12 protein-coding genes and 1 pseudogene are annotated in these 11874 nt (G+C 73.5%); 3 read left to right on the top strand and 10 right to left on the bottom strand.

The genetic code is table 11. The features are described 5' to 3' along the window. On the top strand, positions 1–510 hold a 510-nt coding region (locus tag CK505_RS17620), incomplete at its 5' end, for an anti-sigma factor (RefSeq protein ID WP_176475400.1). 16 nt (positions 511–526) lie between these two features. Here the strand turns inward: CK505_RS17620 and cls are convergent. The 5 genes from cls to purS all read right to left on the bottom strand — a co-directional run bounded on the left by cls (position 527) and on the right by purS (position 6041). Continuing rightward, a complete protein-coding gene (gene cls / locus CK505_RS17615; RefSeq protein WP_232035375.1) occupies positions 527–2017 on the bottom strand; it encodes a cardiolipin synthase in 1491 nt (496 codons plus the stop codon). A gap of 34 nt (positions 2018–2051) precedes the next feature. After that, complete coding sequence (locus CK505_RS17610) at positions 2052–2570, bottom strand: GNAT family N-acetyltransferase (protein ID WP_017833874.1); 519 nt, start codon at positions 2568–2570, stop codon at positions 2052–2054. A gap of 95 nt (positions 2571–2665) precedes the next feature. Continuing rightward, positions 2666–4963, bottom strand: coding sequence for a phosphoribosylformylglycinamidine synthase subunit PurL (gene purL, locus CK505_RS17605; RefSeq protein ID WP_095651876.1), 2298 nt, complete (start codon positions 4961–4963; stop codon positions 2666–2668). Between the two features lie 17 nt (positions 4964–4980). Next, positions 4981–5775, bottom strand: coding sequence for a phosphoribosylformylglycinamidine synthase subunit PurQ (purQ, locus tag CK505_RS17600; protein WP_095651875.1), 795 nt, complete (start codon positions 5773–5775; stop codon positions 4981–4983). 2 nt (positions 5776–5777) lie between these two features. Further along, positions 5778–6041 (bottom strand): phosphoribosylformylglycinamidine synthase subunit PurS, encoded by a 264-nt coding sequence (purS, locus tag CK505_RS17595; protein WP_031283211.1) that lies wholly within the window; start codon positions 6039–6041, stop codon positions 5778–5780. A gap of 188 nt (positions 6042–6229) precedes the next feature. On the opposite strand from purS, the gene CK505_RS17590 reads away from it, so the two are divergent. Together CK505_RS17590 and CK505_RS19120 are read left to right on the top strand one after the other, a co-directional pair. Then, a complete protein-coding gene (locus CK505_RS17590; RefSeq protein WP_052132983.1) occupies positions 6230–6778 on the top strand; it encodes a hypothetical protein in 549 nt (182 codons plus the stop codon). After that, complete coding sequence (locus CK505_RS19120; RefSeq protein WP_338418598.1) at positions 6775–7389, top strand: helix-turn-helix domain-containing protein; 615 nt, start codon at positions 6775–6777, stop codon at positions 7387–7389. The genes CK505_RS17590 and CK505_RS19120 overlap by 4 nt, the downstream gene beginning before the upstream one ends. Positions 7390–7396: 7 nt before the next feature. Here CK505_RS19120 and CK505_RS17580 read toward each other — a convergent pair whose 3' ends face one another. The 5 genes and pseudogenes from CK505_RS17580 to CK505_RS18615 all read right to left on the bottom strand — a co-directional run. After that, positions 7397–7774 (bottom strand): Rieske 2Fe-2S domain-containing protein, encoded by a 378-nt coding sequence (locus CK505_RS17580; RefSeq protein ID WP_095651874.1) that lies wholly within the window; start codon positions 7772–7774, stop codon positions 7397–7399. Continuing rightward, positions 7771–8706, bottom strand: coding sequence for a hypothetical protein (locus CK505_RS17575; protein WP_035927837.1), 936 nt, complete (start codon positions 8704–8706; stop codon positions 7771–7773). Before CK505_RS17575 ends, CK505_RS17580 begins: the two co-directional genes overlap by 4 nt. 46 nt (positions 8707–8752) lie before the next feature. Beyond that, entirely contained in the window at positions 8753–10039 is a 1287-nt protein-coding gene (locus tag CK505_RS17570) for an aspartate kinase (RefSeq protein WP_017833882.1), read from the bottom strand. Between the two features lie 96 nt (positions 10040–10135). Beyond that, complete coding sequence (recR, locus tag CK505_RS17565) at positions 10136–10732, bottom strand: recombination mediator RecR (protein ID WP_017833883.1); 597 nt, start codon at positions 10730–10732, stop codon at positions 10136–10138. A 91-nt stretch (positions 10733–10823) separates the two neighbouring features. Beyond that, positions 10824–11874 (bottom strand): annotated as a pseudogene (locus tag CK505_RS18615) (hypothetical protein); the annotation flags it as partial.

The raw sequence follows: 11874 nt of genomic DNA, 5'->3' as shown, positions 1-11874 counted from the left end.
CCGCGGGGCGACGACGGCGCAGGGCGCGGCGGGGCGACCGTCGTCGACCTCGACGCCCGCCGGCGCAGGCCCCGGCGCGGGGTGCCGTACCCCCTGGCCGCCGCCGCGGCCGCCGCGGCGCTGCTCGTGGGCGGCGTCTCGGTCTGGGGCGCGCAGCGCCTGGGCCTTGAGCCGGACCCCACGGTGCTGGCCACGGCGGAGCTCGAGCCCCTCGCCGGCTACACCGCCCGCGGCTCGGCGGAGGTGGACGAGCGCCCGGACGGGACCCGTCAGCTGGTGGTGCGGACCGACCCCGCCGACGTGGACGGGTTCAAGGAGGTCTGGCTGCTCGCCCCCGACGCGCAGCGGATGGTCAGCCTCGGCGTGATGGCAGGGGACGAGGCCGTGTTCGTGCTGCCCGAGAACCTGGACGTCGGCGAGTTCCCGGTCGTGGACGTCTCGAACGAGCCGATCGACGGCGACCCGACGCACTCGGGGGACTCGATCGTGCGCGGCGTCCTGGAGGTCTGAGCGGGGGCTCGGCCCCTCAGAGCAGGGCCGAGGTCAGCCGGGCCACGTTGTCGGCGTACTTGTGCCACAGCGGCCGCCGGTTCCACGCGTCGAAGTCCAGCAGGGTGCTGGCCTCGAGGAACTCGGCGACCACCGCGTCCATCCGCCGCCGGAAGTCCCGGTCCGCGATGAACACGGAGACCTCGAGGTCCAGGGCGAACGAGCGCTCGTCCATGTTGGACGAGCCGATCACGGAGACGTAGTCGTCCACGAGCACGAACTTGGCGTGCAGCACGGTGGGGGAGCGGTACCGGTAGATCTTCACGCCGGCCTCGACGAGCTCCTGGTAGTAGGAGTTCTGGGCGTGGTAGGCCAGGAAGTGGTCCGAGGTCTCGCCCACGAACAGCCGCACGTCCACCCCGGACTGCGCCTCGGTGGTCAGCGCGTGCATCAGCGACTCGTCCGGGACGAAGTACGGGCTGGCGATGACGATCTGCTCGTTGGCGTTGTAGATCAGATGGTTGAACAGGCGCAGGTTGTTCTCCGTCTCGAACCCGGGGCCGGAGGGCACGACCTGGGCGAAGACCGGCCCCTGGGTGTCCGGGAGGTCGCGGGCGGCCTCGTCGAGCAGGAGGTCGCCGGTCTCGGAGTACCAGTCGCTCGTGAACAGGGCGTTGAGCTCGGCGACCACGGGACCGGTGCACTCGAGCATCAGGTCCTTCCACTCGAGCCCCTTCCGGCGGTTCCGGCGCTTGTTGTAGGAGCGGTGGATGATGTTCTGCGAACCCGTGTAGGCCAGGGAGCCGTCGACCACGAGGATCTTGCGGTGGTTGCGCAGGTCGGGCCGCTGCCACTCGCCCTTCCACGGCCGGACGGGCAGCATGCGCTGCCACGGCAGCCCGGCCTCGTCGAAGCGCTTGATCATCCCCCGATACCCCGGGTAGCCCACGGAGCCGAGGTGGTCGATGAGCACCCGCACCCGCACCCCCCGCCGGTGGGCGCGCACCAGGGACTCCAGGAGGGGACGCGAGGCGTCGTCGATGGCCACGATGTAGAACTCGAAGTGGACGTAGTCCCGGGCCCGGTCCACGGCGTCCGCCATGATCCGCATCGCCTCGTGGTTGTCGGTGAGGATCTCGAAGGAGTTGCCGCCGACCATGGGCAGGGCGCCGAGCTTGTAGTTCAGGGCCGCGGTGGAGGCCACCCACTCGGGCAGCTCCTCGTCCGTGTTGCCCAGGATGTGGAGGTCCGGGGTGTTCTCGCGGATGACGTCGTTCATCTTCGCCTGCATCGCCATCCGCTTCTTCGGCAGCTTGGCGGAGCCGATGGCCAGGAACAGCAGGATCCCCACGTAGGGCAGCAGGAAGATCGCGAGCAGCCAGGCCAGGGCCACGGAGGGCCGCCGGTTGTGCGGGATCCAGCCCAGGGCCACCAGGTTGATGAGCAGCCCCAGCACCAGCACGACGATCGTCGCGGTCTCCGGGAGGAGGTGCGCGGGGATGCCGCTGAAGGGGAACAGGGCCGGGATCACCTCGCCAGTCTAGGTTCCGGCGCCGCGCGGTCTACGCGGGGCGCGGCAGGACGTAGTCGGTCTCCGGGCCGGGGGTCTCGCGGTGGACGAAGCCCGCGGCGACGAGCACCTGCGCGGCCGGCGCGTTGTCCCCGGGCACGCTGGCGCGCACCCCGGTGACCGCGGGGTCCGCGAACGCGACGCCGAGCAGCGCGGTGATGCCCTCCTGCGCGTAGCCCAGGTTCCGGCGGTCCGCGGCGAGGGAGCCCACGATCTCGAGCTCGTCGTCGATCGGCGGGCCCACGAAGCCGGCCGTGCCGACGATCTCGCCGGTCGACTTCTCCACGACGGCCATCCGCGCGTACACGGACTCCGTGAAGAAGTAGCCCCCGGCCATGAGGGACTCGCGGGCGAAGTCCATGTCCTCGGCGGTCGGGAAGCCGTGGGCGAAGTGGGCGCCGTGCTCGCCGGCCGCCACGGCGTCGAGCTCCTCGGCGGTGAAGGGGCGGAGCAGGAGCCGTTCCGTCTCCAGGACGGGTGCGGGGCGCTGGGCCTCGAGGTCCTCAGTCATGCTGGTGCTGCTTTCTGCGGGTCCGGGTGCCGAGGGTGGACGGGGGGATCCGTGGAGCGGGGTGCCGGGGGCGGGGCTCCGCCCCCGGCGGGCGATCAGCCGAAGTACTTCGGCAGCGTGCCCTCGTGCGCGGTGCGGAGCTCGTCCAGGCCGATGCCGAACTCGCTCTGCACGTCCAGCGCGCGGTTCTCGGTGTCCACCACGCCGATCCGCGTGTGCGGATAGGCGCGCATGGTGCACATGTCCTTGAACCGTACTTCCTCGCTGCGCGGCACGGCCACCACGGCCCGTCCCTGGGTCTCGGAGAAGAGCATGGTGAACAGGTCCACGCCGTCGCGCTCGCACACCTCGCCCAGCCCGATGCGCGCACCGGTGTCGAAGCGCAGCGCCATCTCGGCGAGGGTCGCCGCGAGGCCGCCCTCGGCGACGTCGTGCGCGGCGTCGATCATGCCGTCGCGGGACATGTTGATCAGCAGGTCGCCGAGCAGCTTCTCCTGGGCGAGGTCCACGGCCGGGGGGAGCCCGCCGAGGTGCCCGCGCAGGTTCGCCCACTCGGAGCCGTCCAGCTCGTCCCGGGTGGTCCCGAGCAGGTAGATCGCCTGGCCGTCCTCGCGCCAGCCCGACGGCGTGCGCCGCCGGACGTCGTCGAGCACGCCCAGCATCGCCACCACGGGCGTCGGGTGGATGGCCACGCCGCCGGTCTGGTTGTAGAGGGAGACGTTGCCGCCCGTCACGGGCACCCCCAGCTGCTGGCAGCCGTCGGCGAGCCCGCGCACGGCCTCGGCGAACTGCCACATGGTCTCCGGGTCCTCGGGGGAGCCGAAGTTCAGGCAGTCGGAGACGGCCGCGGGGCGGGCGCCGGCGGTGGCCACGTTGCGGTAGGCCTCGGCCAGGGCCAGCTGCGCGCCGGCGTACGGGTCCAGGTAGGCGTAGCGGCCGTTGCAGTCGGTGGACAGGGCCACGCCGAGGCCGGTCTCCTCGTCCACGCGGACCACCCCGGCGTCGTCGGGCATCGCCATGGCGGTGTTGCCCTGCACGTAGCGGTCGTACTGGTCGGTGACCCAGTCCTTGGCGCAGAGGTTCGGGGAGGCCATGAGCTCGAGGACGGCGTGCTTGAGCTCCGCGCCCGAGGGTCGCCCGGCGTCGGCCGGGGATCCGACGAAGCGGTCGGCCTGGAGCCGGTCCTGGTCCGCGGGCCGGGTGTAGGGCCGGTCGTAGACGGGGCCCTCGTGGGCGACGGTGCGGGGGTCGACGTCGACGATGACCTCGTCATCCCACTCGATCACGAGCCGGCCGGTGCCGGTGACCTCGCCGATCCAGGAGTGCTCGACGTCCCACTTGTCCATCACGGCCTCGAAGGCGGCGACCTTCTCGGGGGTCACGACCGCCATCATGCGCTCCTGGGACTCCGACATGAGGATCTCGCCCGGGGTCAGGGTGGGGTCGCGCAGGAGCACCTGGGTCAGGTCCACGTGCATGCCGCCCTCCCCGTTGGAGGCCAGCTCCGAGGTGGCGCACGAGATGCCCGCGGCCCCCAGGTCCTGGATGCCCTCCACGAGGGAGCCCTTGAACAGCTCGAGGCAGCACTCGATGAGCACCTTCTCCGCGAACGGGTCGCCGACCTGGACGGCCGGCCGCTTGGACGGCTTGGCGTCGTCGAAGGACTCCGAGGCGAGCACGGAGGCGCCCCCGATGCCGTCGCCGCCGGTGCGGGCGCCGAACAGCACCACCTTGTTGCCCACGCCGGAGGCGTTGGCGAGGCGGATGTCCTCGTGGCGCATCACGCCCACGGCGAGCGCGTTGACGAGCGGGTTGCCCTGGTAGCAGGAGTCGAAGACGACCTCCCCGCCCACGTTGGGCAGGCCCAGGGAGTTGCCGTAGCCGCCCACGCCCGCCACCACGCCGTGCACCACGCGGGCGGTGTCCGGGTGGTCGATCGCCCCGAAGCGCAGCGGGTCCATGACGGCCACGGGCCGGGCGCCCATCGAGATGATGTCGCGCACGATCCCGCCGACGCCCGTGGCGGCGCCCTGGTAGGGCTCCACGTAGGACGGGTGGTTGTGGGACTCGATCTTGAAGGTCACGGCCCAGCCGTCCCCGAGGTCGGTGACGCCGGCGTTCTCGCCGATGCCCACCAGCAGGTCCTTCTTCATCTCCTCGGTGACCTTCTCGCCGAACTGGCGCAGGTGGACCTTGGAGGACTTGTAGGAGCAGTGCTCGGACCACATGACCGAGTACATGGCGAGCTCCGCGGCGGTGGGCCGGCGGCCGAGGATCTTCTTGATCTCCTCGAACTCGTTGTCCTTGAGGCCCAGCTCGGCCCAGGGCAGCTCGGTGTCGGGGGTGGCCGTCGCGTGCTCGACGGTGTCCAGGTTGAAGTGCTTGTCGCTCATGGAGTGCTCGGTGTCCCTTACTTGACCAGTGCCTTGAGGGCGGAGACGAACAGGCCCAGCCCGTCCGTGCCGTCGCGCATGCCGACCTCGCCGGAGGCCGAGGAGTCCGCGCCGAAGCCCGGCTCGACCGCGTGCTCGGGGTGCGGCATGAGGCCCACCACGTTGCCGCCGGCGTTGCAGATCCCGGCGATGTCCCGCCGGGACCCGTTGGGGTTGCCCCCGACGTAGCGGAAGACCACGCGGCCCTCGGCCTCGAGGGCGTCGAGGGTCCGCTCGTCCGCCACGTACTGGCCGTCCTGGTTCTTGAGCGGGACCACGATCTCCTGGCCCTGCTCGAACTCGGTGGTCCACACGGTCGTGCTGTTCTCCACGCGCAGGCGCTGGTCCCGGCACAGGAACTTCAGGCGCTCGTTCTTGATCATGGAACCCGGCAGCAGGTGCGACTCGGTGAGCATCTGGAAGCCGTTGCAGATCCCGAGGACCGGCAGCGGGGCGGACCCGGAGGTGCCCGCGGCGTTCGCGCCGTCGATGATCGGCGCCATGATGGGGGCGAACCGGGCGATGGCCCCGGCGCGCAGGTAGTCGCCGTAGGAGAAGCCGCCGGGCAGGATCACGGCGTCGACGCCCTGCAGGTCCTCGTCGGCGTACCAGAGGGGGACGGGGGTGCCGCCGGCCAGCGTCACGGCGCGCGCCGCGTCGCGGTCGTCGAGGGTGCCGGGGAAGGTCACGACGCCGACGCGCGCGCCGGCGAGCCCAGTGTCCGGCGCGGGGCCGGAGAGGTCCGCGATGAGGGGGGTCTCGAGACCGGCCATGCTCAGTTCTCCTCGGTCTCGTCGAGCACGGCCACGCGCACGACGTCCTCGATGACGGGGTTGGAGAGCAGCTTCTCCGCGGCCTCGCGGGCCTGGGCCAGCGCGTCCTCGGTGGCCTCGCCGTCGACGGTCAGCTCGAAGCGCTTGCCCTGCCGGACACCGGCGAAGCCGTCCAGGCCGATGCGGGGCAGTTCGTTGGCGATCGCCTTCCCCTGCGGGTCGAGGATCTCGGGCTTGGGCATGACGTCGACAACAATGCGGGCCATCGGGGAACTCCTGAGGGTCGAGCAGCGGGCCGGGATCCGGCGAACGTCAGCCATTCTATCGGCTCGGGCACGCCGGTCGTGCCGGGCCCGGACCGCCCGCCGGGTGTGGTAGGGGTCACCCGCCGGCAGGCCGCCCGGGCGGTGGGCCCCCGGGATTCTCCAAGGCGTGTCCGGTAGACCGTGGTGCCATGAGCACCGCACCGCAGACCGCAGGGGCCCGCACCGACGACGCACGCCTGGTCTCGGTCTACCGCCGGGTCCTGACCCTGCTGGGGATCGGCACGGTTCTCGGCGCCCTGACCGAGCTGGCGATGCTGCGGCACTGGCAGGGACCCGCCCAGCTGGTGCCTTGGGCGGTGCTGGCCGTGCTGCTGCTCGGGGCCGTGGCGTGGCTGGTGCGGCGCACCACCGGGACGGCCCGCACCGTGCGGGTCGCCGCGGTCGTCTCCGTGCTCGGCAGCGCCTACGGCGTCTACGAGCACGTCCTGGCGAACCTGCGGGCCGGACCGCTGGACCCGCGGTACGCCGAGGCCTGGGACGCGATGTCGGGCGCGGCCCGGCTGTGGGCGGCCACCAGCGGGGCCGTCGGGCCGTCCCCCGTGCTCGTGCCCGGCACGATGGGCCTGGCGGGAGTGCTGCTGTGGCTCGCCGTCCTCCGCTGGCGGCGCGGGACGGACCGAGCCCGGTCCGCCGCCGGCGGAGGGGAACGGGGCGGTGCTGGAACAATGGGCCCATGACCCAGCACCCAGCGACGACCACCCCCGGACTCAGCGGCCGTGAGGCCGAGCGGCTCGCGGACGCCCTCGAGGCCCGGGACGTGACGGTCTTCGTGGACGGCACCTCCCTGCGCCTGCCGGAGGGGGCGCGCGACGCCGTCGTGGACCTCCTCTCCCGGATGACCCGCGGGGAGACCGTCACGGTGACGTCCGCCGCGGTGACCTCCGCCGCGGAGCCGCCGGCGGACCCCGGGGACCTGCTGACCACCTCGCAGGCGGCCGCGCTCGCCGGCATCTCGGCCACCTATCTGCGCAACCTCACCACGGAGGGCGTCCTCCCCGTGCAGTACCGGGGCAGCCACCGCCGGATCCGGCGCGCGGACGTCCAGGACTGGCTCGCCCGCCACGGCGAGGACGGGGCCGCCCCCGACTCCCCGGAGGACCTGCTGACCACCTCGCAGGCGGCCGCCCTCGCCGGGATCTCGGCCACCTATCTGCGCAACCTCACCACCGAGGGCGCCCTGCCCGTGCAGTACCGGGGCAGCCACCGCCGCATCCGGCGCTCGGACGTCCAGACCTGGCTCGCGGGGCGGCAGCGGCGCGACGACGACGGCGCGCCCGCGCCGCACTGACCCCGCCTCAGTCGAAGCGGGCCACGACCCAGCCCTCGACCACGTCGACCGCCGCCGCCCGCAGGAGGTCCTTGGCGGGGTCCGGCGGTGCCTCCCGGCCGGCCGCCAGGGCCAGGCGGGACCCCACGAACCGCCCGTCGGCGGCGAAGACCCAGAAGTGGTTGGGGCACTCGAACGTCTCGGCGCGCCCGGCGGACTCCCGGCACACGGTGGCCTGCTGGTGGGTGCAGGTGTTGCGCAGCACGTGCAGCGCGCCCCCGGCGTCACGGGTGACGAGGACCGGCCCCGTGCTGGAGGGCGCCGTCACGAAGTCGAGCGGGTCCGGCACGGCGGAGACCGCCACGATCCGCTCCCAGTCGCCGGCGGGCTCCCCGGGCGCGCTCACGCCGCCGCCCCGTCGGTGGCGCGGGCCGGGTCGAGGACCTCGAGGGCCGCGCCGAGCCGGCGGCGCAGCGGCTCGGCGCGCCGGGCGAACTCCCGCTGCCGGCGCACGTACTCGGCCTTGCCCTCCGGCGTCTCGATCCGCACGGGCTCGTAGCCCCAGCCGGAGAGGTCGTAGGGGGCGGCCCGCATGTCGGTCTCCCGCACGTCCCACGCCAGCTCGAAGCAGTCCATCAGCAGCTCGGAGGGGATCCCCGGGACGAGCTTGTACGCCCACTTGTAGAGGTCCATGGTGGCGTGCAGGCAGCCCGGCTGCTCCATCCGGCGCTGGGACTCCCGGGTGGGCCGCAGCTCGTTGAGCGGCACGGCCTGCGGCTGGAAGAACCGGAACGCGTCGAAGTGGGTGCACCGGATCCGGGCGGACTCCACCACGGCGTCCGTGCCCGCGGCCCCGAGCCGCAGCTCGAGCTGCTCGTGGCGGAGGTCGTTGTCCTCCGAGCGGTAGGCCATCGCCCACTCGTGCAGGCCGAAGCAGCCGAAGAAGCCCGGGTTGCCCGCGTGCGCGCCCAGCACCGCCCGGGCGAAGTCGATCGCGGGGGCCCGCCGGTCCCGGAGGGCGTCGTCGTCCACGGTCACGGCCCCGTCCCGGGCGCTGAGCCCCAGGGCCGTGAGCTCGGCGCCGGTGAGCGCGCGGTAGAACTTCTCCCCGGCGCGGTCCGCGGCGTCCAGCAGCACGGTGCCCGCCCCGGGGTGCCAGCGCTTCAGCTGCGCGGGCTTGAGGGTGTAGTAGGTGAACAGGAAGTCCTCGACCGGGTGCTTGTGCCCGCGGTGGCGGCGGGCCACGAACGGGTCCGCGCGGCGCGCCGCGCGCTGCTCGTGGGCGTGCGACCGCGGCGCCCACTCCGCGCGGGACAGGACGACGACGGGGCGGGTCACGGGACCCGCCCCGTCGTCGACGGACCGGTGGAGCGCGGCACGGGGATCAGCGGCCGGTCCCCGCGTGGACCGTGGCCTCCTCGTCGGAGTCCAGGCCGAAGGCGCTGTGCACCACGCGCACGGCCTCGTCGAGCCGGTCGGCGGCCGTGACCACCGAGATCCGGACCTCGGAGGTCGAGATCATGTCGATGTTGATGTTCGCGGCCGCGAGCGCCTCGAAGAACGTGAAGGTCACCCCGGGGTTCGACTTCATGCCGGCGCCCACGAGGGAGAGCTTGCCGACCTCGTCGTCGTACTCCAGGCCCGCGTAGCCGATCTTCTCCTCGGCGGCGCGCAGCAGGCTCATGGCCAGATCGCCCTGGGACTCGTCCACCGTGAAGGAGAGGTCCGTCAGCGGGTCGTCGCCGGTGGAGATGTTCTGCACGATCATGTCCACGTTGACCTTCGCCTCCGCGAGCAGCCGGAAGATCCGGGCGGCGATGCCGGGCTTGTCCGGCACTCCGACGACGGTGACCTTCGCCTGCGTGCGGTCGTGGGCGATGCCGGAGATGAGCGGCTGTTCCAACGGGATCTCCTTCGGGGAGGTGACGGCGTCTTCGGGGCCCGGGATGACCCAGGTGCCCTCGTTGTGGGAGAAGGACGAGCGGACGTGCAGCTTCACGCCGAAGCGGCGGGCGTACTCGACGCAGCGCAGGTGCAGGATCTTCGCGCCGTTCGCGGCGAGCTCGAGCATCTCCTCGCTGCTGACCACGTCCAGCTTGCGGGCCCTGGGCGCGATGCGGGGATCGGCGGTGAACACGCCGTCGACGTCGGAGTAGATCTCGCAGACGTCGGCGTCGAGGGCCGCGGCCAGCGCCACGGCCGTGGTGTCCGAGCCGCCGCGGCCCAGGGTGGTGATGTCCTTGGTCTGGCGGTGCACGCCCTGGAACCCGGCGATGATCGCGATGTTGCCCTGGTCCAGGGACTCGCGCACGCGCAGCGGATTGACCTCCACGAGGAGGGCGGCGCCGTGCGCGCCGTCGGTGACCATCCCCGCCTGCGACCCGGTGAAGGACTGGGCGGGAGCGCCCATCCCGGACACCGCCATGGCCAGCAGCGCCATGGAGATCCGCTCGCCGGCGGTGAGCAGCATGTCGAGCTCGCGGGCCGGGGGCTTGCGGGTGACCTCGTGGGCGAGGTCCAGGAGCTCGTCCGTGGTGTCGCCCATCGCGGAGACGACGACGACGACGTCGTGGCCCCTGTTGCGCGTCTCGACGATCCGCCGTGCAACGCGGCGGATGCCGTCGGCGTCCGCGACGGAGGATCCACCGAACTTCTGCACGATCAGGCTCATGGGTTCAACTCCTGTGCTCGAGGGCGGCCGGCGGTCGGGGCCGGGCCGTGCGCCCGCTCCCCGCGGCAGGGCACCAGGACATCCTACGCGAGTGCGTCAGGCGACGACCGTCCGGCCCTCGAACGCGCGGCCGAGGGTCACCTCGTCGGCGTACTCGAGATCGCCGCCCACGGGCAGCCCGGAGGCCAGGCGGGTCACGCGGATCCCGAGGGTCTTGAGCATACGGGAGAGGTAGGTGGCGGTGGCCTCGCCCTCCAGGTTCGGGTCGGTGGCGAGCACGACCTCCTGCACGGTGTCCCCGGAGAGCCGCGTCATGAGCTCCCGGATGCGCAGCTGGTCGGGGCCGATGCCCTGGATGGGGCTGATCGCCCCGCCCAGGACGTGGTACCGGCCGCGGAAGCTGCGGGTGCGCTCGATGGCCATGACGTCCTTCGACTCCTCGACCACGCAGATGACGCTGTCGTCCCGGCGGGCGTCGCGGCAGATGGCGCACTCGTCCAGCTCGGACACGTTCCCGCAGATCCGGCAGAACTTCACCTTGTCCTTGACCGCCGTCATGGCGTCGGCCAGCCGCCGGACGTCCTCCTTGTCGGCGTCGAGGAGGTGGAACGCGATCCGCTGCGCGGACTTCGGCCCGACGCCGGGCAACCGGCCCAGCTCGTCGATCAGATCCTGAACAGCGCCTTCGTACACGTTTCCCTCGATTTCCGGGCCGGTGCACGGCCCTCCTGATCGTCCTCGGCCACGACGTCACCGGGGTGCCGGTGCGCGGGGCGGTCCCGGCTCACTCCCCGGTGTGGAGGTCCCGCTCCTCGATCAGCATCCCCCCGAGGATCCGCTCGATCGCGGCGCGGCCGTAGAGGGTGGAGTCCTCGAGCGCCTCGTCGTCCGAGCTGGGCACGAAGGAGTCGTCCCATTCTACGCCGCTGTCCTGCGGGGCCGCGGCGGAGGCGGGTGCCTTGCGCCCCGCGGCGATGGCCGCGGCGTGGCGCTCCCGGAAGCTCAGCCGTGCGTTCCGGTCGGCGCCGGCCGGTGCCGCCGACGGGGCGTCCTGCTGCGGGGCGGCCGGGGCCGCTGGGGCCGCCGGGGCCGCCGGGTTCGCCGTCGGAGCCGGGGCAGCGGCGCCCGTCGCGGTCCGGGGATCCTCCGGGCGGGCGGCCGGGTGGGCGGTGGGGGGCGTGGCGCTGCCGGTCGACCGGTTGCCGGGTCCGCCCCCGGAACGGGGAGCGGACGCAGGGTTCTGCCGTGCGGGGGCCGCGGGCCGCCACTGCTCCGGGGGCGCCGCGTCCAGGTCGTCGGGGTAGGGGGGCTCGTCCGGGTATGGGGGCTCCTCGGGCGGCGGGACGTCGTCCGACGGGGGGACGTCCCGGTCCCGTGCCCCCGGGGCCTCGCCGGGGAAGGCGGGGCCCGGGCGCCCGGTCCGACCGGGGTCGGACGGTGCTCCGGGCTGCGTCCCGGGCTGCGTCCCGGGCTGCGGTGCCGGCCGGTCGGCGGGCTGGGCGCCGGCGGGGTCCTCCGCCGTCCGGGCCGGTCCCGGCGGCCGGGCCTCGGGCTGCGCCGGAGCCCGGGGTGCGGGTGCGGCCGGGGACCCGGCAGGGGCCGCGGCCGGGGCGCCGCCCTGGGGAATGGCGGCCACGGACCAGCTGTGCACGGGCTCCTGGGCCCAGGCGGGGTCGGTCCACTCCGCCGGCGCGTCCGTGGCGGGTCGGCCGTGGGCGTCCCAGGGGTCCTGGCCGCCGCCGTCCCCGTCCGGGGACGGCGCGCCCGCGGGCGGCTCCGGCGCGGAGTCCGTCGCGGTGCCCGGTGCGCCGTCCGGGGGCGTGCTCGCGGCCCGG

It is taken from the genome of Kocuria sp. WN036 (assembly GCF_002287015.1).
Taxonomy (GTDB): Bacteria; Actinomycetota; Actinomycetes; order Actinomycetales; family Micrococcaceae; genus Kocuria; species Kocuria rosea.
This window is presented reverse-complemented; position numbering and strand designations above follow the sequence as displayed.